The sequence below is a fragment of the Spirosoma harenae genome (assembly GCF_054776975.1).
Genome location: NZ_BAAHBD010000010.1, coordinates 624264 through 646218, shown reverse-complemented (window position 1 = coordinate 646218; position 21955 = coordinate 624264). Strand labels below are relative to the sequence as shown.

The window sequence follows — 21955 nt, the reverse complement described above, 5'->3', positions numbered from 1 at the left end:
CGGCGACTAATGACTATCAACTAGTTTTATTTTGTTACTGTAAAATTAGCGCTGGTGCAGATGGTACCCGCTTCATTCGTCAGACAAACTTGACCTGTAAGCGCGTTAGCCGGTACAGTCGCAATGAGCGAATTGCCAGCTATATGAAACGTAGCTGTGGACGATGTACCTCCGCTAAATCGTACTGCGGTGACAGTGGATAAATTCTGACCGGTTATCGTAATGTCTGTGCCAATCGCTCCACTTTTGGGTGTGAAATCAGTGATGGTAGGGAGTCGGATCGGGGTAAACGAAGTAGTTGTTGTCGTTTCCCCTGCTACATTAACGACTCGTAGCGGACCTGTTTGCGCATCAGCTGGTACCAGAAGCCATCGCTCTGTATCCGTGTTTTTACCTCCATCAGCAGCCGGAGTGGTCGAACCTGTAAAATAAATTGAGGCATCCTGCAGAAAATCGCCTTGTAATACAATCCGTTCACCAATTCGAGCTTTAGCAGGCAGAACAGTCGAAATAGTGGGTTTCTGGACGACAACCAACGGTACGGAGGCTGTTCCGGCCCGGCTTGAAACAGTAACGGGGCCGCTAGTTGCGTTATCGGGTACTCCAATCAACAGGTCAAATCCTTCATTGCGGCTAGTAATCGGTACCGTAATGCCATTGATCTTAACATCGGTGATTCGATAAAGATTTTTGCCTGAAATAGTGATCGGTCGTCCACTAAGTTGTCGGGCGGGGGTTGCAACTAGATTTGACGGGGCGAGGTAAAAGAAGAACTGATCTGTTGCTGTAGCATTTCCTCCAATACTATTGGCCGAAACTGCTACGGCACCTGATGCCGCCAGAGCGGGCACAACGGCTTCGATCTGTGTATCGCTCAAAACCCGGAAGGTAGCAGCCACATTGCCAAATGATAGGCTCGTTATGTCGCGCAGATTAAGCCCCTGTATGATCAGCTTGTCTCCTGCAATACCATCCCGCGCTGCCAGATTGGTAATAAAAGGCGGTTGAATAATTTTCAGTGTATCCGTACTGAAAGCAACTAACCTCTCAAAAACCTGCACTCTGACGAGCCCCGAAGTGGCTGTAGCTGGAATGATCGTGCGAATTTCGGTATCCTTTACTGTGGTCAAGCTCCTGTCTGTAGTTAGTCCATTGATACTCAGAATCGCATCGGTTAAATTCTTTCCCTGTATAACCAATTCTGTACCTGGTTTTGCCCGCAGTGGGCTAATACTGGTGATCTGAGGAGTGCCAGCAACTATAAACGGAATTGGAGTAGATACAGTACCCCCAATCGTCTCAATAACAAGTGGCTGAGATCCACGTTTAGCTTCGGCCGGAACAATAACTGTGATCTGACTGATTGTGCTATCTTTTATTGCTGCATTAACATCGTTGAATCGGACTCGTTGAAGCTGATTAAGGAAGTTACCCTTAATGACTACCGTTGTACCTTGAAGTCCGTTGGTAGGATCAACACTGGCGATCTGGGGGCCGGGCTGTTTAACAACAAACGGCAGTGGGTCGGAAATGCCTTGATTCGTTTGAACCCGGATTTGATTGGCGCCCGGAGTAGTAGCGGGTACGGTGAGATTAATGCTGGTTTCATCGTGGCTTTTCAGCGGAGCAGTTACAACGGACACCGATGAAGTGAACGTCACAATCGGATCAGTCCCAAACTGGTAGCCAGTCAGCCTAATGTTATCGCTGACTCCGGCTGTATCAGGCGATACACGGATTAGTTCTGGTGGGTGGTTCTGAACGCGACAACTCGGCAGACCAATAAATACAATAAAGAAAAAGAAAAGTAATATAGTCGACTTCATAAACGACAACGGGCACTTATCCCGAGGCATAAGTGGTAAAATTAGTCATTTTGAGTGTCAAAAAACCATTTCTTTCGAAAGCCTGTTAGTTAAGTGATGAGTGAAAAGTGATAAGTGATGAGCCGATACATCGACCCACCACTCATCACTCATCCTCCATCACTTATCACTAAAGAGAAAATGAACTACCGCAGCCTGAAAGCATCAAAATTATTATCTATTACCACACTCGGCGAACTGAAAGCCGCCGGATACCAATCCCGTTCAATCAAACAAGAGTTGCGGGAGAATTTAATTGACCGCATCAAAGAGAAAGAAGTTGTTTTCCCTGGTATATGGGGCTACGAAGACACCGTTATTCCCGACGTTGAACGGGCAATTCTGTCGATGCACCATATTAACTTGCTAGGATTGCGGGGGCAGGCCAAAACCCGGATTGCCCGTCTGATGGTCAATTTGCTGGATGAATACATTCCCGTTGTGGCTGGGTCAGAACTGAATGATGATCCTCTGAGTCCACTCTCGCGGTTTGCCCTTGATTTGATCGCTGAAAAAGGTGATCAGACGCCAATCACATGGATGCATCGCAACGATCGCTATACTGAGAAATTGGCAACGCCCGATGTATCGGTTGCTGACTTAATTGGCGATGTAGACCCTATTAAAGCGGCTACACTGAAATTGCCTTATTCTGACGAGCGAACCATTCACTTTGGGCTAATTCCCAGATCGCACCGCTGCATATTTGTGATCAACGAATTGCCTGATCTACAGGCTCGTATTCAGGTTTCGTTGTTCAATATTTTGCAGGAAGGCGACATTCAGATTCGTGGTTTTAAACTTCGTTTACCACTTGATATTCAGTTCGTTTTCACGGCCAACCCTGAAGATTACACAAACCGAGGTAGCATTGTGACGCCATTAAAAGACCGGATCGACTCGCAGATTGTGACCCACTATCCGAAATCAATTGAGATTGGGAAGAAGATTACCATGCAGGAGGCTATTGTTAAAACAGAGCAAAAAGGAATGGTGAAAACCAATGACCTGATTGCTGACCTGATTGAACAGATAGCCCTGGAAGCGCGTGAAAGTGAATACGTTGATTCGAAAAGTGGCGTTTCGGCCCGTATGACGATTTCGGCTTACGAAAATCTGCTCTCTTCGGCCGAACGACGCTCGCTGCTTAATGGCGAAAAAGAAACCTACGTTCGCATTGCCGACTTATATGGGGTGATTCCTGCTATTTGTGGTAAAGTAGAGCTTGTTTACGAAGGCGAAGTGGAAGGGCCGGTTATTGTCGCGCAGAACTTGATTGGGAAAGCTATTCGTAATCAGTTTCTGCAGTATTTCCCGAATCCAGAGAAAGCCAAAAAAGACAAACGCGGCAATCCATACAAAAAAATTACGGATTGGTTTGGCGACGGCAATACGATGGATATTCTGAATGACTTGACAAATCGGGATTACGAAGCCCGGCTACGGACGATTGATGGCCTTGATGACGTAGTCGACCAGTTTCATTCGCGTTTGAGCAAATCCGAAAAACTGTTTATGATGGAGTTTGCCCTACATGGCTTAGCCGAACACTCGTTAGTCGGTAAAAAAGCGATGGATACAGGCTTATCGTTCAAAGACTTACTCGGTTCGATGTTCAACCCTGGTAACGATTTTGGGGAAGATGATGAAGACGACGATGATCGGTACTAAACCGAATCACTAAATAGCCTCATTTTATGGAGCGTTAGCTAAAGGTTTGACTTTGGTTAACGCTTTTTTGTGGCTCGTGTAAGTTGTTTTAGAGAAGTGATGGAATAAAAGCTTACATGGCCAATGGTAAACATAACGGTTAATCGGCCGGTTAACTGTAGCGATGTTAAAAAATCATTAATAAGCTGTTGAAAGGTCTTATTACCCCCAATTTCTTACTCAACTGATCTATTATGAAAAGCTTTTACCAGTTACTCGGTTGGTGTACCGCCACGGTATGCCTGACTGCCTGCGAAGATCACCGCCTTAGTCCAAATGCTGGTTTTCCAGAACGCATCAATTTTGTGGCCCAGCGCCAATACCCTGAAGGAATCGCTTATTCTGGTCAATTGGAGAAGTTTGTGATTTCGTCGGTTACGCAGGGCAAAGTAGGTACGGTGGGTGCTGATGGCGTTTATGCTGAATTACTATCTGACCCAGGTTTGATCAGTGTGAATGGCCTGAAAGTAGCGGGCGACCGGCTGCTGGTCACTAATAATGACCAGGGCGCTTCGGATAAAAGTACACCGCAGACGATTCGCCAGACGGCCGAGCTATTTGTATTTAGCATTAGTACTCGTCAGTTAGAGCGTAAGATTGACCTGGACGATCTGTTGCCTGCTGCTGAACCTAATTTTGCCAATGATTTAACCCTTGCACCCGACGGGACCGTATATGTTACGGACTCTTTCTCGCCGGTTATTTACAAAGTGACCAGCAGTGGTGTCGCTAGCGTTCTCGTCCGGGATAATATCCGGTTCAGCAGTCCCACGTTTGGGTTAAACGGTATTGTATATCATCCTGATGGCTATCTGATTGTTGCCAATACGGGGCAGGGTAAACTTTACAAAGTGGATTTGCAGAGCGGAAATGCTGTCACGGAAATAGTGGGAACGGGACCTTTGCCGGGCGATGGATTGACTTTGCTGAACAACAACCTATATGTGGTAACCGGCAGTGGCAGTCGTGTTGCGCGATTAATTAGCAACGACAATTGGCAATCGGCGGTAGTAGCCCAAATTGATCCCAACGGATATAATCAGGCAACTACCAATGTCGCAGTTAACAATCAAATTTTTACGATAAATGCCCGTATCGGCGAAATCAGTGCAGCCATGGGCGATCGGTCTAAACTTCAATCCAACGACTACAGCATCCAGCGATTTCGCTAGACTATAGCTCTATTCCATAATGACAGCGGTACCATTGGCACTGACCATCAGCATAGCGCCATTGGTACCGATAGTTTGGTAATCTAAATCTACGCCAATAATTGCATTGGCACCAAGTCGGGAAGCCTGATCGATCATTTCTTTGATGGCAATACTTTTGGCTTCTCGCAACGCCTGGACATAGGCTCCGTTATGACCACCCACAACGTCACGGATCGTGGTGAAGAAATCTTTGACGAGATTTGCCCCAATAATAGCTTCGCCATTCACAAGGCCAATGTATTTTTTAATCTGTTTATTTTCTATGTTCGGCGTAGTTGTGATGAGCATTGTAGGGAGTTATAAGGTTGCAAGGTCGTAAAGTTATAAAGTTGTTGGATTGTATATCATATATTGGTATTGGCGGCAACTTTAAAAGTAAACATTTAGCTTGTTTTTACTTTTTTAAGCTAGTTTCTGTACAACTTATAGCTAATATTTGTACGATTTTACGTTTATTCGTTAACCATTGCACAAAATATCATTTACAACCTCTTATTAATAGAAGCGAATGAAATTCCCTTATTTCTCCCGATCATTAACTTATATATTGATGATTTCTCTAACCATTTGGTTAGATAGTTGCAAGAAAGATGATACGGATAATCCAGGCACAACTACAGGGCTTGAAGGAACGTATAAAATTACAGCGCTGAAGTCGAACCCAAAGGTTGGCGGAGTTTATGAGGATTTGCTCGCAGCAGCACCGTTAATCCTAACGACAACCTGCATGAGCGATATAAAAATAACCTTTGCAACGGGCGGAAATGTAACAACCGATAATCCAACGACCTGTCAGAAAAGCGCGATTCCACCGAGTACCATTACCGGCATCGACGGATCGAGCAAGTGGACACTTAATGGAAGTACATTAACCATAACCCGTGCCGATAATACGACAACAACGTACAATGTGCTGAAAACGGGCTCAGTTGCTCAGTTGCAATGGCAGTCGAGAGAAGACTTCCTGGGAACTGGAACGAAGGTTGATTATACGTTTACGATGGATTTAACGAGGCAATAACCTGATTATAAAAAAAGCGGGACTTTTGATTAAGTCCCGCTTTTTTTATGCCTTTTCCAGACAACTATGTAACGTCGAGATGTATTTCTCCAGGTAAAGTGGGGCATCTTTCGATTTATATTGCAGAATATATCGTGGATGGTCGAGTGTAACGATGCGATTAAAAAATCCCTGCTGATCATTTAAACGGCGTAAATAGGTTTCGTTTTTCTGGCCTAAACATACGGCTACGTTTCGAGCCCCACCAAAGGCTAATTGCTGCCGAACTGTTTTGGTCATAGCAGGCCAGAGGGCATTTGTTGTGTCTCGATCGTCGTAGAAATTATAGTTCTTTCCGCCTTTGGTCAGGGCCAGCGGAAACAATGAACTTAGAAAAAATTGCCCGTAAAATGCCTGCGCTCCACCGAATGCGTCGACAACCTGATAAATAAATCGACTTGATAGTTCGGGCGTATCGCGTAGGGTATTCTCGATACCACAATATCGGCGTAAATTCTGGGGAGTTGTAAACGAAATTCCTGTTACACCCGCTCCAAAGCGTCCCGGATTGATCCCGAGTACAAACACCCTTGGATTAGTATCATTGAAAAACTTACTGTAAAATTCCTCAACAATCCGCCTTACGTCCGGCGTTTGATAGGGGTTCATGACGTCAACGCCAGTCGGTAAATTTGTGGGTGCAGAGAGGTTATTGTAATACGCAATAGCTTTATCGGCAAAGGTTATCATGTGGTGTATTGGGTAAAAAACAAAGTCGGGATCATTGCCCCGACTTTGCACATACATTTTTATTTTTTGCCATTCTGACCGAAGTGAAGAATGACAAAAAAAGATAGCTTTCCTACTTAATATTCTTTCGGCGATTGCGCTGGAAATCCTCGAACATCATATTTCCAAGGCCTTGTAAACCACTGTAATACGCGCGTCCATTATTGACTTTGGTAAACTCCTGTACAAATTGCTTCAAGTATGGATCAGAGGCAATCATAAACGTGGTGATTGGAATATCCAGTCTACGGCATTGAGCGGCCAGAGTAAGCGTTTTGCTCACCACTTTACGGTCCAGCCCAAACGAATTTTTGTAGTACTTGATCCCTTCTTTCAAACAAGTGGGTTTACCATCCGTAATCATGAAAATCTGCTTGTTCTTATTTTTCCGACGACGCAGCAAATCCATTGATAATTCAAGTCCGGCAACGGTATTGGTATGGTAAGGCCCTACTTCCAGATAGGGCAGCTCTTTCGCCTGAATCTGCCAGGCGTCGTTGCCAAACACAACAATATCAAGGGTATCTTTCGGATACTTAAGTTTGACCAGTTCGACCAGTGCAAGGGCTACTTTTTTAGCTGGCGTAATGCGATCTTCACCATACAGAATCATCGAATGACTAATATCGATCATCAATACGGTTGAGGTCTGCGTTTTTTGCTCCTTCTCCGTAACCTCCAGATCGCGCTCCATCAGGTGGAATTCTTCAACACCGCTGTTGATCTGTGCATTTCGGATCGACTCCGTCATGGAAATCTGTTCCAGCGTGTCCCCAAACTGGTAGCTACGGAGATCGCTGCTTAATTCGTCGCCAGTACCTGTATACGGTGTGTTGTGATTGCCGCCTGATTTTGAGCGTTTAAGCTTACCAAAAATTTCTTCCAGCGCACTTCGCCGGATGGTTTGCTCGCTTTTGGGCGTCATCACAATTTTTCCTTCCTGATTTTCTTCGGTCAGGTAGCCTTTTTCTTTCAGGTCGTCGAAGAAATTACCGATGCCGTATTTATCGTCGGTCAGGCCATATTGCCGATCGAGTTGGTTCATCCAGGCCATTGCCTGTTCGACATCGCCAGAAGTCATTAGCAATAGTTGCTGGAAGATGTTCAGCAGTTTATCGAAGTTGCTGCCTTCTTTCTGCTCGGGCGGTATATAATCGGAAAATTGAAAGCCTTTCATTCGTAAAAGTCGTTAGTCGCCAGTCAATAGCCGTAAGCTTGGCCTGGCGAGGGTTCACAAGTGGAGAACAGTCTGGTTTGCGGATTTGTTCGCCTTACTTCTTCACAATCGGTAAGCGAATTTGCGACGGATATTGAGCCGAATGAAATACCTGATTGTGAGCCACTACGCCTTTTGTTTCGCTGTAATTATCACCACCTGTGTTCATATTTCGGTCGAAGCGGGGGAAATTGCTGCTCGATACTTCAATTCGTATCCGGTGGCCGGGTGCAAAATAATTACTGGTTGCCATTGGACTGAGTGTCAGTTTGTACACTTTTCCATTGTTCATCCAAACCTCTTTATCGAAACCGTCGCGGTAGCGAGCCCGTAAAATGGTTTCATCCAGATTGTACGCTTTCCCATCGGGATAAACATCAATTAATTTAACGGTGAAATCGGTGTCTTTTGCATCGGATGATACGTATAAAGTCGGTTCAATGGCCCCCGTTAATTCCACGCCATCGGCAAACGGTTCGGTTGTGTAAACGAGAATATCCTGACGTGTTTCCATCTGGTGCTGATCGAATGAACCACCCTGAACGGCCGTGCCTGTGCAGCACACATTTCCACCATACGAAGGTACCGGATACATGGGATCGTAAGCAAATGCGTCGGGCTTTTCGTCTTTACCTAACGCTTTTGTTGTCAATTTGCCATCGCCATAAAGGCTATTTGCTTTACCACCGCTAGAGAGATAATAGGTTGTCATTTCCGATGTAGCTGGTGGCCAGGAATCGGCTGTCTGCCATTTATTTGATCCCATCGTATAATACTTGACACGAGGTGTATTTTTCAGAACATCGTTGTTTTCGCCTTTGAGCCAATAATCAAACCAGCCGTAAATCATAGCATCATAATCCAGTCGGGCGTCTCCAACACTTCGTTCGCCTACGATTGTATTAGCCGTTGCGCGTTTATAGGCACAGTGTAACGTGGGAGCGATCACTAAATATTGATTGTCACGAACTTGCGGATCGGTTGCATTTTTACGGACATGATTAAACAGCGCGAGGTTTGGACCGTTGGAGACATCATACCAGGAAACAAACCAATAACTCGGCACGCCAAATGGCATATTATCATGGTAAAGACCACCTTTATACCAGGCCGGATCGTTGGGTTTACGAACAATCATTCTCTCATAAACCCCCTTTGCCCCATTCACATTTTTGATAATGTCCTGCACGGGTAAATGACGTAATCCCTGCGCCCAGTCGACGCGGGGCATTTCGGGTGCCAGATCGTAAAAACGTGATACGCGGGTTAAGTCTTCGCTGGTAGCCGTTTTGGGGAAAAGTGGTCGGGCGAAGGCATCCGTTTGCGTACCGTAGAGCCAGGTTGTAAATAGCATTTGCTGAGCGCCACCCCGATACCAGTTTCCCTGTTCATAAAATTGTCCGACGCGACCAACTCCCGCACCGAAACCCATAGGCACCATAGCCGCATGCGATGGGTGATCTAAGGCCGCAACAGCCATTTGCCACTCCGCCGTAGACGAGCATCCGTATGTGCCAATCTTCCCGTTCGACCATGGCTGTTTCGACATCCAGGCAAATGCATCGTAGCCATCCGTAGTGGGTGGTCCAAGAATATCCCATTCGCCTTCGGAGAAAAACTTACCTCGCTCGTTCTGAACGACATACGCATAGCCTCTTTTTACGGCATCCAGTGCTGTTTGGTAATTGTTCAGTTTTTGTTCGCCATCTCCCCAGTTATTAAAGTTATACGGCGTTTTGGAGAAAATAATTGGAACAGTCTTATCCGTTTTCGGGCGATAAATATCGGTTGCCAGTCGGACGCCATCGCGCATGGGCATCATGACTTTCTGTTCGATAATAGCAATTTCCTGAAGTTTTTTGAGGACATCTTCCTGAGCATAAACGTGTTGAAAAATACCCAGTGTTAGTATAATGATTAGTTTGGATAAAGAGGATCGGTTGTTCATTAAAACGTTAGTTAAGATAAGCGGTAGAATCGTGAATTAGCTCATTTAGTAAGCCTTGCTGATAGTCGGTGAACTTTCAATAATGCCATCTTTAATAAGTTGATTAACTACTTCGCGCGGAGCTACTTCGCTAGTGCCGGATGTAGTAGCCAGAGCTTTCCAAAATGGTTGCCCCGTTGCCAGGTTTTTCATCTCCAGATAAAGCTCATTATTGGCCGAAATATAGCGGCCAGTACCGGATGTGTAATTGCGATTGATATCAATAGTCAACTGGATTTCACTCTGACACGTTTGGCGCTGTTTTTCAATTGCCTGTTCCGGATCATCAAACGAAAGCGGACTGTTTGATACAACACATACCTGATATCCAGGAGGAAAGGCGGTCTGGAAGATTGGTAAATAGTCAGGTCGTACGTTCGGAAGTTTCGAGACAATCAGGATGCGCCGAAACTCCGGCCTGGCGTCTGCTTTTACATTTGACACAATTCTGGCCGTATAACAACTTGCCAAGTTGGCGACCAGGCCAAGAAGAAGAAGTCTGGAAATTATCGTTTTCATAAGGATGAGGGATTGTTGTTGACAAGAATAACAATCCAGTTTAATGGCTATTCTTGTCAATCTATTGAAAATAAGGCAAACCGAGAATCGGTTTACTGATTCAGCTTGCCGATATGATCAGTTCAGATACGCTACCTATTAATTTCGTAGTTTTGCAGCCAGAAAACCGCCTGTTTGTGCGGTTGCACAATCGAATGGATATTCAGGAAGAATTAAAAGTTGCTATTCAGCGAGCGGTTTCAGAATTGTATCAGCAGGAAATCGGCGATATAGCCTTACAACCTACCAAGAAGGAATTCGAAGGACTTTACACCTTCGTCACATTTTCACTGACGAAAGCGCTTCGTCAGCCTCCCGTTCAAATCGGGCAGGCTATTGGTAACTGGCTGGTTGCCAACAGCCCACTAGTGAGCAGCTTCAATGTTGTACAGGGATTTCTCAACATCAGCATTGCCGATGCTGCCTGGGTTGAGCTCCTGAATGACATTGCTACAAACCCGTCGTTCGGCACTTTAGCTGATAAAGGCCAGTCAGTCATGGTGGAGTTTTCGTCGCCGAACACGAATAAACCGCTGCACCTAGGCCATTTACGAAATAATTTCCTAGGGGATTCCGTAAGCCGAATTTTGGCGGTAAATGGGTATGATGTGGTAAAAACCTGTATCGTTAATGATCGCGGTGTTCACATCTGTAAGTCGATGCTAGCCTATAAATTATATGGCGATGGCGAAACGCCCGAAGAAGCAGAGCTGAAAGGCGATCACCTGATTGGTAAATATTATGTGAAGTTCGACAAAGCGTATAAGCTGGAAGTTGAGGAGATGGTCGGGCAGGGTATATCGCGGGAAGAAGCCGAGAAAAAAGCACCGTTAATGCTCGAAGTCCAGCAGATGCTACGCCTTTGGGAGCAGGGCGATCCTGAAACGGTGGCGCTCTGGCGTAAACTGAACGACTGGGTTTATGCCGGTTTCGATGCTACGTACAAAACAATTGGCGTTAGTTTCGACAAAACCTACTACGAGTCGAATACGTATCTGCTTGGAAAAGAAATTGTTGAAGAAGGGTTGCAGAAAGGCGTTTTCTATCGAAAAGATGACGGTTCCGTTTGGATTGACCTGACCGACGAAGGATTGGATCAGAAACTGGTGCTGCGTTCCGATGGCACGTCGGTTTACATGACACAGGATTTGGGGACGACCGATCTGAAATTCCAGGATTTTCATAACGACCGTCAAATCTGGGTTGTAGGCAACGAGCAGGATTATCATTTTAACGTTTTGTTCGCCATTCTGCGTCGCTTAGGTCGACCTTATGCCAACAACCTGTATCACCTGTCGTATGGCATGGTGGATTTGCCAACGGGTAAGATGAAATCGCGGGAAGGGACTGTTGTGGATGCAGATGATCTGATTCGCGAAACAACCGAAGCCGCGTCTACCGCTGCTGATGAAGTCGCCAAAGGCAAGCTCGATGAATTCAGTGAAACCGAAAAAGCTGCGTTGTTTCAGATGCTGGGGCTGGGTGCGTTGAAATATTATCTGCTGAAAGTTGATCCGCAGAAGCGGATGCAGTTCAATCCGGCTGAATCCGTTGATTTACACGGGAATACAGGGCCATACATTCAGTATGTTCATGCCCGGGTTCAGTCGATCCTACGGAAGGCAACTGACATTAATATTGCGTTAAATGGGCCGGTTTCTGTTTCGCCACTTGATGAGATCGAGCAACAGCTAGCCTTTCTGTTAAGTCAGTACCCACAACGGATAAAAGAAGCTGGTGACGACTATGCGCCCTCCTATATTGCACAGTATGCCTATGAACTGGCAAAAACGTTTAATCAGTTTTATGATAAGCTTCCCATCCTGAAAGAGGCTGATCCGATTAAGTTGCAAACTCGCCTGGTCCTGACAAAGATCGTTGGTGAAACTATTCAGAAGGCAATGAGCTTATTAGGCATAGAAGTTCCTCAGAAAATGTAGTTACTTTGTTGACGCTGTTCCAAAATTTAATCAGTAAACTTTAGCCAAAACGTTTAAACCAACCATGAAAAAGAATCTCATTTTTACTCTGGCCGCTCTGGCAATCGTTTTCACTTTAAGTAGTTTTATGTCTCTCTCGACGCTGGTTACCGCAATTTTTAGCAATAAACGGGCTGCCATTTCCGCTCCGGCTGATGCTGCCGCTCCAACAAAAAGTCTTTACGATTTTACAGTAAATTCACTCGACGGCAAACCAGTAGCGTTGAAAGCTTACAAAGGAAAAAAAGTGGTTATTCTGAACGTAGCGTCGAAGTGCGGCTTTACTCCTCAGTATGCCGATTGGGAGAAGTTCTACAAAGAGCACGGTGACAAAATTGTTGTATTGGGTTTCCCCGCTAATAACTTCAAAAATCAGGAATCCGGTTCTAACCAGGAAATTGCTGAATTCTGCAAAAAGAATTACGGCGTAACCTTCCCGATGTTTGAGAAAGTATCAGTACTCGGCGAAGATCAGGCTCCGTTATATAAGTGGTTGACAACGAAAGACATGAACGGCTGGAACGAGCAGGCTCCGACCTGGAATTTCTGCAAATATGTCGTCAACGAAAAAGGTGAGTTGACCAACTTCTTTGGCTCGAAAGTAAAGCCTGAAGATGATGAATTTAAGAAAGCAGTAGGTATTTAATTATGAGTGATACGTGATAAGTGATGAGTGATGAATAATTTCCTGGGTATAGCTTCAAAGGACTATTTAGGGATACTATTCGTCACTTATCGCTTATCACGTATCACTCATCATTCATAACTGAGTGATGAAATCTTGGATTGCGGCTGCCCGACCGCGTACGTTACCGCTATCCTTGGCGAGTATTATTCTGGGTAGTTTTCTGGCGTCGGCAGCTCATCAGTTTAGCTGGTCGATTGCACTACTGGCCGCTTTGACGACCATATTCCTCCAAATTTTATCCAACTTCGCCAATGATTATGGCGATGCCGTTTCCGGTAAAGATACCGAGCTACGGGTAGGTCCCCGTCGGGCAGTGGCTACTGGTGATATCAGCAAGGAAGCCATGTTGCGGGGAATTATCATCATGTCGGTTCTATCCTTTATCAGCGGTATCGGACTGCTGATTGTTGCTTTTTATGGCGCTGGCCCGAAGCTTTTCTGGTTCTTTCTGGTATTAGGTTTATTAAGTATTGCGGCCGCTATTGGGTACACCAATGGCAAACGACCGTATGGCTATGCAGGTTTTGGCGATATTGCTGTTTTGCTATTTTTCGGCTGGGTTGGCGTACTAGGCACCTATTTTCTGCATACGTTATCATTCGATCCAATGCTGCTTTTGCCCGCTACCAGCGTCGGACTTTTTGCGACTGGTGTGCTGAATGTCAATAATATACGTGACATTGAAACCGATACGATGACTGGGAAAAAGTCGATTCCCGCGCGAATAGGCCGGGCACTGGCGATTCGTTACCATTGGGGTCTACTCATTGCCGGAATGGCTTGTGCCATCGCGTATTCGTTTCTGACCGGAGCGGCCTGGTTTAGCTATCTGTATGTATTGGCTTTTCCGCTTTTCATCCTGAATGGCCGAGCTATTGCTACTCATCAACGGGCAGTCGAACTTAATCCCCGGTTAGGACAATTAGCGCTAACTACGTTATTGTTTGTCATTTTATTCGGCGTCGGACAGATTTTATAAACTGTCTGGTATCAAAAAAGGGTAGAAAAAGACAAAATCATATCGTCTTTTTCTACCCTTTTTTACTAGTTACGAACCACTTTTCGGGTTAACGTCTGTTGGCCAACCTGAACCTTTAGTAAATAGGTTCCGTGTGCCTGGGGCATGGGTAGCGATTCGGAAAGTGATGATACCGGGCCGAATTGCTTATGCATAACCGACCGGCCATTCAGATCCAGGAGAGTAAGATTAATATCTTTTTTCTGAGAGATGTGAAGTTCAATACGAACTACGTCATGCGTGGGATTTGGGAAGACCTTTAATTGGTCGTCTGTTAATTCTTCTGTTGCAGTCGGGAGCATTACTGTTATGTTAGCCTGGCCCGAACCCGTGCCTTTTCCACAGCTATTTTCAACATTGGTAATTGTGTACACAATTGATTTAGCAGGTTGTAGCGTCAGAATGGTTGGCGTTACGTTACTCGAAAATGCTGTGCCATCTGATAAACTTCCTTTCCAGGGGGCATCACCTGTGAAGGCAATTGAAAGCGAAACGGATTGTCCCTGTAACACTGTTGTTGAACCCGATATCGTAGCGGTTGGTGCTGGTTTTACAGCAAACGTTTCGCTTGGGCTGAGTTGTGCATACGGTATGCCCCGTGGTCTTACTAATAATCGATAGCCTGATCCAACTAATAGGTTTGCCGGAAGCGTAGCTTTTAAGGTAGATAAAGTTCCTGAACCTACAGTTTGCGCAGTTGTAAAATTGCCAGATGCATCCGAGAGTAACACATCATATTGCCAGCCAGCCGCTTTTGTCGTATTCTCCGGCGTGGCCGTTACAGCAAAGGAGCTGCCCATGCATACGACCATTCCAGCGGAAATCTTAGCGGTTATTCTAGGTGGCTGCTGGACGTTTAAGGTAAACTGATCGGTGAGACAATTTTGCGGGTCAGTAACATTCACAGGGTATGTCCCCGCTTTATCAGCTACGTATCGGATCGTGCGATTAGTTTGACCAGTTGGCCAGCGATAATCGCCAATCCAGGAGGCCGAAAGTTGAAGAGTATCCCCAAATTCACTCGCTAACGATGCCGTTTTACCGACATCTTTCATAATCGTGAATCGATCACCTATCGAACCATCGGTCAGTAAGAATTGTGCATCGAGTCGGTTGTCGTTCACGTCTAAAAGCATCGATCCACCCTGCGTAACATTATTGTAGACCGTGGCCGGATGCGGAAAATCGGCTGACTGGCCACCAAGCTGTCCGCCTGAACCATTCACTATATAAATAGTCCCCTGGCCTTTCGATAGAATAGGGCAGGAGCTTGGTGAGCCATCGTAACGACCATTCGTATTCTCAACAACGTGTTTACCTTTATCGTACGTCTTTGCCAATCCCTGAAGACCCTTGATTCGATAAGTGCGTTCGTACCCGTGGCTATGGCCATTCAGCACTAAATCAACGCCGTAGCGCTCTAGAATAGGGGTTAAATTCTCGCGTATCAACCGCATCCATTCCTCCGTATCAGAATCATGACCACCTTTACTGTAAGGAGGATGGTGAAAAATCACAATTGTCCATGGAAGTTTATTGGCGGCTAAATCGCGTTTGAGCCACTGTACTTGTGCCGAAGTCGTATCATATAGCCGATACTGGCCATCTTCGCGGCCTTGTGAGTCAAGCGTAATCAGGTGAACATTGCCATAATTGGCAGCATGGTAAGACTTTGAGCCCGACGCTACTCCACCCGCTTCCCCTTGTTGAGGGAATGAAAACAGGTTGTAATAGGGAATATTGAAATTTGTCTGGCTGTCAGCATAGTCGTGGTTGCCAGGGGTTATAAAAATGGGTGTATTCCGGAGCGTAGGCGCATAAACCGGAAATACTAACCGCTGGTATTCTTCCTCAAAACCGAATGAATAAGCATTGTCGCCCAGCCATAGCCATAAATCGGCAGGGCGATTGGAAGTAGCGTTACGATAGGCCTGATAAACAGCGGTTTGATTATCGTTACCACTCCCGAAATCGCCCAACACCCACATCCGAACCGGTCGTTTGTCACCGGCTGGGAGGGCTGTCTTAAGGGTATAATCGGGGCCCGCTGCAAGCTGTTTGTCATCGTACCCAATTGCATAGGCGTATCGGGTTGCCGGTTGTAATCCGGTCAACGTGATGACATGTTCCTGTGTTGGTCCCGATTCGCTTATGTTTCCTGTCAGCTGATTCGCCGATGCCCCAAACCAAACCCGTCCGATTGTTGGCAGATCGGTCCGCCAACGCACGACTACTGATGTTGGTGTAACAACCTGCAGATAAGGCCCTCTTACAAGAATAGGCGCCTGTGCCAGAAGATCTTTAGAGACGAAACAAATAAGGAGAAGTACAGCTATATAAAGATTGACTTTCATACGGTGAACCAGAAGTTACCGTAAAAGTACATTCGTTATGCCTAAATTCCTTCTGTAATTTCGTAACGGCCAATAGGTTGTCTAGCGGCCTTTGTGCAATGCCTGGTGCATTTTTAACAGATTGCGCACCGGCCAGTCACTTTGATTATAAGACTCCAACTGAGCCATTTTGACCAGCATCTGACGTTCAAACCGACGACGCTCATCGGCTGGTAATTGCCTGAGCGTACCCGGTAGTTCGTTAAGCAATTTAGTCAACTGAAAACAGGCCGTAGCTGGTAACGTAAAATGGGCAGCCAGCCGTTCAACGTCCGACAATTTCCATAAATCGGGTTTGCTACGTCGATTTCGAATGGCATTACCACTTAGTCCTACAGCAATTCCTAATTGCTCATCGTTGAGCGAGCACTCGCGTAGCCGCCACATAACGGCCTGGTAGTTATTAACGAATGAGTGTAATGTTGAGCGTAAATAATCAATCAAAGTTGTAAGAATTTAAGTGAGAACAGCTAAGAATTGCGAGCTGATTTCATCTTATGGGTCGGGCGTGTGTGTATAGGATTCGTTTAATATGCCCGCAGAAAAGATATTAAACGGCTTATCCATTACTTATTCAAATGTTTACAAACAACATTCGTGCCGTTGTACATTTTGTTTACGATAGAAAATTAACAGGGATAAGTAAATCGGAAAAAGCTGATCCAGTGGTCAAGTCAGTAGGTATTATCAGCTTGAAGTGGCTGGTTGATCAGGTCAGATAAAAAAGTTAAAAAATAACTATGTACAGATTAATCAATCCTTAAGGTAGCATTAGAGTATGTACTATGATTTCGAACACTTTGTACTATAATACCTGTTCTTAGCTTTTATCGGTACTCTACGTTATGATGCTTCGGCTCAAACTACTTTTCTTTTTCTGTATTTTCTGGTCATCGATTTTCGCACAACAAAAACTTCGACTAACCCTTGTTGTGCGGGATGGCGTTACTAAAAAGCCAATACCTGGAGCGAGTTTATTGATCGCCGAAACGAAATCGGGGGCAAAAGCTGACAGCGTTGGGGTTGTATCAATCAATCATGTGCCAGGAGTACTTACCCTATATGTTTCGGCGGTAGGGTATATGCGCGGACGTGAAACGGTTGTCCTGGATTTCAACAAACGTGTTGAATATTACCTTCAACCCCGTTCTACGGATCTTGATGAGGTCGATGTAAGAGCTACACGTGAGGACAAAAACATCAAAACCGTACAGATGGGGCAGATTCAGATCAGTATGCCTGAACTGAAACGCATGCCCGTTGTCTTAGGCGAACCCGATATTCTGAAAGCACTTACCCTCCAGGCAGGGGTGACAACAGCCGGTGAAGGTGCGGGCGGATTCAATGTTCGGGGAGGTCGCGCCGATCAGAATTTAGTGTTGTTCGATGGCGCTCCGTTGTTCAGTACGTCTCATCTACTTGGTTTTTATACGAATATAAATCCGGATCTGGTTCAGGACGTAAGCCTGAGTAAAGGAGCTTTTTCGGCGCAATACGGTGGTCGGGTGTCGTCCTTGCTGCTGATGAACAGTCGCAACGGGAATAAAGATGGTTGGCGCGTATCGGGTGGGATCAGTCCGGTTAGTGCCCGAGCTGTTGTGGAAGGGCCTATTACGAAGAAACTGACACTGCTAGCGGCTGGTCGAATAGCGTTTCCGAATTATTTACTGCGGTTGTTTCCGACGGAAAGCGTTAAAAACAGCCGTGCTTTTTTCTACGATGGTAGCCTGAAGTTGACCTATACGCCCGATGATCGGAATACGATTTCGTTGTCGAGTTATCGAAGTCAGGACAAGTTTCAATTTCCCGGCGATACGATCTATAGCTGGACATCGGATGTGCTGACGGGGCACTGGAGTTATCTCATCAAACCTAATTTGCAACTGAATGTAAGGGCGTTATATAGTGGCTACCATCTAAATGTGGATGGTATTGCGCCCAGCCTGACCTTTCGATTTTCGTCTTATATCGAGCAGCGAGAAGGCAAAGCTGATTTGTTTTATACGCTGAATAAGAAACATAAAATTCAAGTGGGGGCGAATGCCATCCGCTACGACGCGAGTACGGGTGATGTTGAACCAACGGGTGAAAACTCAAGCATTAATCCCCGGCGGATTAATCCCGAACGTGGGCGGGAACTGGGGGCTTATCTGAATACGGAATGGGAATTAACGCCTAAGATTACTTTACAGGCTGGATTGCGTTATTCGGCCTTTGCGTTTCTGGGGCCTCAGACGGTTTATGAGTATGCCGAGAATCTGCCCCGTTCGCCCGAAACGATTACGGATTCCGTTCGCTATGGCAAGCAAACGATTCAAACTTACGGCGGGCTAGAGCCCCGATTGGCTTTACGAATTGAGTTAGCTAAAGATAGAGCGATCAAAGCCAGCCTAGGTCGAACCCGGCAGTATCTGGCCCTGATCTCGAATACAACAGCCATTACGCCACTCGATTTCTGGAAACTCAGTGACCATTACATTCCACCTCAAATTGCTGATCAGGTTTCGCTCGGTCTATTTCAAAATCTTCAGGATAATACCTACGAACTAAGTATCGAAGGCTATTATAAACGATTGCAAAATCAGATTGAATACCGGTACGGCGCTAATTTAATTTTGAATCCAACGCTCGAAACGGCCATAGTTCCAGCGGCTGGTCGGGCATATGGCGTGGAGTTTGGGCTTAGTAAAAACAAAGGCCAATTTACCGGGCAGTTCAATTATACCTATGCTCGTTCGTTAATTGCCGTTCAAACGCCGTTCGATGAATTGCGAATCAATGGAGGAACTTACTATCCGTCCTATATCGACCGTCCGCATACGTTAAATTTCCAGACTCGGTTGGCACTCTCACACAACTGGACGTTCTCCACCAATTTTGTGTATTACACCGGCGTACCAGCTACCTATCCTGACGGACAGTTTACCTACAATGGCGAGCCTGTACAGGACTACTCGCGACGAAATGCGGACCGGATTCCGGATTATCATCGACTGGATATCGCTTTCTCAAAGGATACTCGATTTAACAAAGCACAACGTCGGTATGGAATATGGACATTGGGCATATATAATCTATATGCCCACAAAAATCCCTACTCCATTTATTTCACACGCTATAACCAACGTACGGAATCGTATCGACTGTCGGTATTTGGCACGGTGATTCCGTCAATTGCGTATAATTTTTATTTCTAGGTATGCGTCCGTATTTAGCCTATTTTTTCATGCTGACTGCTCTCGTTTCCTGCATCGATCAGGTAGAGTTGCCTATTCGCACCGAAGCTCCTCGTTTAGTTGTAGAAGGGCAGATTACGAACGAGGCTCCTCCGTATTCCGTCCGGCTGACTTATACGGGTAATTATACCAGTAGCGGGCAAAATCCTGCCGATCAATACGTACGGGAAGCGCAGGTTACGCTGGCTGACGATCAGGGACGTTCAACACGATTTACATCAATAGGGCAGGGGAATTATAGAACAACTGATACGACATTTCGAGGGCAAGTTGGCCGGTCGTATAGTTTATCCATTGTCTTGAGCGACGGAAAACGTTATGTGACAAAACCAGAACAGATGCCTGCTGTACCTGTGATTGATAGTATTTCCGGGCAATTGATTAAAACGGGTAATCTCGCTACGCCCTATGCGGTAGCCTATGGAATCAATACGCGCGATCCAGCCAATCAAAAAAATTACTATCGTTGGACAGGGTATGGCATTACCACTCGTTTGTCGATAGGAGTTCGCTGTAGCCTATCCAGTCCTAGTTTGTGTAATTATCGCTGCTGGACCACTGAATCGACAAATGCGGTAAACGTTTATAGTGATGAAGCGATCAACGGAAACTCGATCCGCAACCGACTCGTGCTGCAACTTCCGGTTTATGCTATTGGACCGCAATTAGTTGAATTGCTGCAATACGGAATAACCCAATCGAATTACCAGTTCTGGAAATTGTATGAGCAGCAAAACGCGCGAACAGGCAGTATTTTCGATCCGCTTCCTGCGCCCGTTACGGGTAATGTCGTGAATGCTAGCAATCCAACGGATGCCGCACGAGGCTACTTCGCCGTCACCTCAATCACGCGTAAACGCTTGCGCCTGCAGAACTACAACGCTCCCTTTTATCCAGCCCTAACCAGCTACCTGTCTAGTTTGATTCTCCCCCCCGGCGATTGTCGGGATACGTATGGACAGGTTCCTGTTACCGAGCCGGAAGGTTGGTAGTCTGAACCGGTTACAGCTTCCACTGAACAATCCAGCCGGGTTTGATGACTTTGGGGCGAGTAATGCCAGCTAGGCCCGTGGCAGGATTCATGGCTGTGAGCGTAATGGGAACCGTGCTTTTGGTTTGAGAAAGTGCAGCCTTCGTTGCTCTTAGAAACAAATTTCCCTGCAGATCAACATCGTCAACAATGGCGTATAGAATATCACCTGCTTTTAGCTCGTCCTCCCCAATCTGAATGTCGTCAACTAATTCAAAAGACCAGCTTTGACCAACTTTTGCTGGCCCTGCCTTAATTAGTTTTGCTGACACATCCCCAGCAAAGACAGCTGGTTTGGATGGCTGAACTTTGAGTAATTCGACCAACAGACTGTCCATTACCATCGCTTCATTTTTCGTGGGGTTGCTAGCTTCCAATTCAATTGGCGTGCCAACGGGTTCAGGGTCGTTATCCTGGAGCCAACCCATGCGCCGGGCTTGTTCCCGCTCTCGTTCGTAGGCTGCGCCCGAGGCAGCTAACAACACACCGACCGACCCAACGCCGTAAGATGGATTGGTAAACAGTTCTTTCATAGCCAGAATCCGATAGAGATAATAGCTCGTTTCGGGATTCATGGTCATAGCGTAATAATCACGATGGCCTGATTTGGTGATTTTTCGCTGAACCATGCCAACCCCCCCATTATAAGCAGCCGCTACGAGCGTCCACGAACCTAATTTCTGATACAGAAACTTCAGGTACTTACAAGCTGCTTCGGTCGATTTGTGGAGATCAGTACGCTCATCGTTGTCCGGCGTGATGGAGAGGCCCATGTCCTGAGCGGTATCGTCCATAAATTGCCAGTAACCAATAGCACCCGCCGACGAAACTGCGTTCGATTGCCAGGCACTTTCGATCAATGGGAGGTACTTAAAATCGTTCGGAATATTATGTTTAGCCAAAATAGGCTCAATAATCGCGAAAAAGGGCGCCGACCGAGTTTTTAGACCATCCAGATGCCGGATATAGCCTGAACTCCCCGCAAGCGTGAGAGCGAGTTTAGCGGATACGTCTCCCTGCTCAGTAGGGACAATTTCACCACAAAAATGCAATCGTTGCGGCCCGACAAGTGGCCGCGCCTGAGCGATTGGTTTGCGATATGGTTTACTCTTTACTGGCTTTTTCTGTGCTGTAACGGGATGAAAAATCGTTCCAGCACTCAATACCAGTAGAATAATCCAGATAGGCGCTATTTTCAAAACAAACAACAGTTGGTTGAACCAAAAGACAACGAATCAAACGGGAAGTTTAGTTCGGATGAACAACTATCTG

The 21955-nt window shown here is 46.0% G+C and carries 17 protein-coding genes; 8 read left to right on the top strand and 9 right to left on the bottom strand.

The window, feature by feature from the left end:
- Positions 1 to 26 precede the first annotated feature (26 nt).
- Complete coding sequence (locus tag ACYVE4_RS16655; RefSeq protein WP_461041297.1) at positions 27 to 1826, bottom strand: IPT/TIG domain-containing protein; 1800 nt, start codon at positions 1824 to 1826, stop codon at positions 27 to 29.
- A 180-nt stretch (positions 1827 to 2006) separates the two neighbouring features.
- On the opposite strand from ACYVE4_RS16655, the gene ACYVE4_RS16650 reads away from it, so the two are divergent.
- Both ACYVE4_RS16650 and ACYVE4_RS16645 read left to right on the top strand, forming a co-directional pair.
- On the top strand, positions 2007 to 3536 hold the full coding sequence (locus tag ACYVE4_RS16650) for a P-loop NTPase family protein (RefSeq protein WP_461041314.1): 1530 nt from the start codon (positions 2007 to 2009) through the stop codon (positions 3534 to 3536).
- A gap of 233 nt (positions 3537 to 3769) precedes the next feature.
- A complete protein-coding gene (locus ACYVE4_RS16645; protein ID WP_461041296.1) occupies positions 3770 to 4747 on the top strand; it encodes a gluconolaconase in 978 nt (325 codons plus the stop codon).
- A 9-nt stretch (positions 4748 to 4756) separates the two neighbouring features.
- Here the strand turns inward: ACYVE4_RS16645 and ACYVE4_RS16640 are convergent, their stop codons facing one another.
- Positions 4757 to 5077, bottom strand: coding sequence for a heavy metal-binding domain-containing protein (locus ACYVE4_RS16640; protein ID WP_461041295.1), 321 nt, complete (start codon positions 5075 to 5077; stop codon positions 4757 to 4759).
- A gap of 262 nt (positions 5078 to 5339) precedes the next feature.
- Between ACYVE4_RS16640 and ACYVE4_RS16635 the strand changes: the two genes are divergently transcribed.
- Positions 5340 to 5810 (top strand): lipocalin family protein, encoded by a 471-nt coding sequence (locus ACYVE4_RS16635; RefSeq protein WP_461041294.1) that lies wholly within the window; start codon positions 5340 to 5342, stop codon positions 5808 to 5810.
- Between the two features lie 45 nt (positions 5811 to 5855).
- Here ACYVE4_RS16635 and ACYVE4_RS16630 read toward each other — a convergent pair whose 3' ends face one another.
- The 4 genes from ACYVE4_RS16630 to ACYVE4_RS16615 form a co-directional block, all read right to left on the bottom strand.
- A complete protein-coding gene (locus tag ACYVE4_RS16630; RefSeq protein ID WP_461041293.1) occupies positions 5856 to 6539 on the bottom strand; it encodes a uracil-DNA glycosylase family protein in 684 nt (227 codons plus the stop codon).
- Between the two features lie 112 nt (positions 6540 to 6651).
- Positions 6652 to 7755: a vWA domain-containing protein gene (locus ACYVE4_RS16625; protein ID WP_461041292.1), complete on the bottom strand. Its 1104-nt coding sequence runs from the start codon at positions 7753 to 7755 to the stop codon at positions 6652 to 6654.
- A gap of 94 nt (positions 7756 to 7849) precedes the next feature.
- A complete protein-coding gene (locus tag ACYVE4_RS16620) occupies positions 7850 to 9742 on the bottom strand; it encodes a CocE/NonD family hydrolase (RefSeq protein ID WP_461041291.1) in 1893 nt (630 codons plus the stop codon).
- Positions 9743 to 9787: 45 nt separating this feature from the next.
- Positions 9788 to 10300: a hypothetical protein gene (locus ACYVE4_RS16615; protein ID WP_461041290.1), complete on the bottom strand. Its 513-nt coding sequence runs from the start codon at positions 10298 to 10300 to the stop codon at positions 9788 to 9790.
- A gap of 194 nt (positions 10301 to 10494) precedes the next feature.
- Here ACYVE4_RS16615 and argS point away from each other — a divergent pair, with 194 nt between their 5' ends.
- The 3 genes from argS (at position 10495) to ACYVE4_RS16600 (ending at position 13985) form a co-directional block, all read left to right on the top strand.
- Positions 10495 to 12279: an arginine--tRNA ligase gene (argS, locus tag ACYVE4_RS16610; protein ID WP_461041313.1), complete on the top strand. Its 1785-nt coding sequence runs from the start codon at positions 10495 to 10497 to the stop codon at positions 12277 to 12279.
- 64 nt (positions 12280 to 12343) lie between these two features.
- Positions 12344 to 12964 carry a glutathione peroxidase gene (locus tag ACYVE4_RS16605; protein ID WP_461041289.1) on the top strand — a complete coding sequence of 207 codons (621 nt, stop codon included), beginning with the start codon at positions 12344 to 12346 and terminating at the stop codon, positions 12962 to 12964.
- A gap of 127 nt (positions 12965 to 13091) precedes the next feature.
- Positions 13092 to 13985 (top strand): 1,4-dihydroxy-2-naphthoate polyprenyltransferase, encoded by an 894-nt coding sequence (locus ACYVE4_RS16600; protein WP_461041288.1) that lies wholly within the window; start codon positions 13092 to 13094, stop codon positions 13983 to 13985.
- 65 nt (positions 13986 to 14050) lie between these two features.
- On the opposite strand, the gene ACYVE4_RS16595 is transcribed toward ACYVE4_RS16600, so the two are convergent.
- Positions 14051 to 16378 (bottom strand): metallophosphoesterase, encoded by a 2328-nt coding sequence (locus ACYVE4_RS16595; protein ID WP_461041287.1) that lies wholly within the window; start codon positions 16376 to 16378, stop codon positions 14051 to 14053.
- 81 nt (positions 16379 to 16459) lie between these two features.
- Positions 16460 to 16804, bottom strand: coding sequence for a hypothetical protein (locus ACYVE4_RS16590; RefSeq protein WP_461041286.1), 345 nt, complete (start codon positions 16802 to 16804; stop codon positions 16460 to 16462).
- Between the two features lie 458 nt (positions 16805 to 17262).
- Here ACYVE4_RS16590 and ACYVE4_RS16585 point away from each other — a divergent pair, with 458 nt between their 5' ends.
- Complete coding sequence (locus ACYVE4_RS16585) at positions 17263 to 19614, top strand: TonB-dependent receptor (RefSeq protein WP_461041285.1); 2352 nt, start codon at positions 17263 to 17265, stop codon at positions 19612 to 19614.
- Between the two features lie 29 nt (positions 19615 to 19643).
- Positions 19644 to 20645 (top strand): DUF4249 domain-containing protein, encoded by a 1002-nt coding sequence (locus tag ACYVE4_RS16580; protein WP_461041284.1) that lies wholly within the window; start codon positions 19644 to 19646, stop codon positions 20643 to 20645.
- Positions 20646 to 20655: 10 nt separating this feature from the next.
- Here the strand turns inward: ACYVE4_RS16580 and ACYVE4_RS16575 are convergent, their stop codons facing one another.
- Complete coding sequence (locus ACYVE4_RS16575; protein WP_461041283.1) at positions 20656 to 21882, bottom strand: lytic transglycosylase domain-containing protein; 1227 nt, start codon at positions 21880 to 21882, stop codon at positions 20656 to 20658.
- Positions 21883 to 21955 lie beyond the last annotated feature (73 nt).

What these genes read in the sequence shown, in the direction of transcription:
- ACYVE4_RS16655 (WP_461041297.1), bottom strand. Translation starts at nt 1,826, where the DNA reads ATGAAGTCGACTATATTACTTTTCTTTTTCTTTATTGTATTTATTGGT.
- ACYVE4_RS16650 (WP_461041314.1), top strand. Translation starts at nt 2,007, where the DNA reads ATGAACTACCGCAGCCTGAAAGCATCAAAATTATTATCTATTACCACA.
- ACYVE4_RS16645 (WP_461041296.1), top strand. Translation starts at nt 3,770, where the DNA reads ATGAAAAGCTTTTACCAGTTACTCGGTTGGTGTACCGCCACGGTATGC.
- ACYVE4_RS16640 (WP_461041295.1), bottom strand. Translation starts at nt 5,077, where the DNA reads ATGCTCATCACAACTACGCCGAACATAGAAAATAAACAGATTAAAAAA.
- ACYVE4_RS16635 (WP_461041294.1), top strand. Translation starts at nt 5,340, where the DNA reads ATGATTTCTCTAACCATTTGGTTAGATAGTTGCAAGAAAGATGATACG.
- ACYVE4_RS16630 (WP_461041293.1), bottom strand. Translation starts at nt 6,539, where the DNA reads ATGATAACCTTTGCCGATAAAGCTATTGCGTATTACAATAACCTCTCT.
- ACYVE4_RS16625 (WP_461041292.1), bottom strand. Translation starts at nt 7,755, where the DNA reads ATGAAAGGCTTTCAATTTTCCGATTATATACCGCCCGAGCAGAAAGAA.
- ACYVE4_RS16620 (WP_461041291.1), bottom strand. Translation starts at nt 9,742, where the DNA reads ATGAACAACCGATCCTCTTTATCCAAACTAATCATTATACTAACACTG.
- ACYVE4_RS16615 (WP_461041290.1), bottom strand. Translation starts at nt 10,300, where the DNA reads ATGAAAACGATAATTTCCAGACTTCTTCTTCTTGGCCTGGTCGCCAAC.
- argS (WP_461041313.1), top strand. Translation starts at nt 10,495, where the DNA reads ATGGATATTCAGGAAGAATTAAAAGTTGCTATTCAGCGAGCGGTTTCA.
- ACYVE4_RS16605 (WP_461041289.1), top strand. Translation starts at nt 12,344, where the DNA reads ATGAAAAAGAATCTCATTTTTACTCTGGCCGCTCTGGCAATCGTTTTC.
- ACYVE4_RS16600 (WP_461041288.1), top strand. Translation starts at nt 13,092, where the DNA reads ATGAAATCTTGGATTGCGGCTGCCCGACCGCGTACGTTACCGCTATCC.
- ACYVE4_RS16595 (WP_461041287.1), bottom strand. Translation starts at nt 16,378, where the DNA reads ATGAAAGTCAATCTTTATATAGCTGTACTTCTCCTTATTTGTTTCGTC.
- ACYVE4_RS16590 (WP_461041286.1), bottom strand. Translation starts at nt 16,804, where the DNA reads ATGTGGCGGCTACGCGAGTGCTCGCTCAACGATGAGCAATTAGGAATT.
- ACYVE4_RS16585 (WP_461041285.1), top strand. Translation starts at nt 17,263, where the DNA reads ATGATGCTTCGGCTCAAACTACTTTTCTTTTTCTGTATTTTCTGGTCA.
- ACYVE4_RS16580 (WP_461041284.1), top strand. Translation starts at nt 19,644, where the DNA reads ATGCTGACTGCTCTCGTTTCCTGCATCGATCAGGTAGAGTTGCCTATT.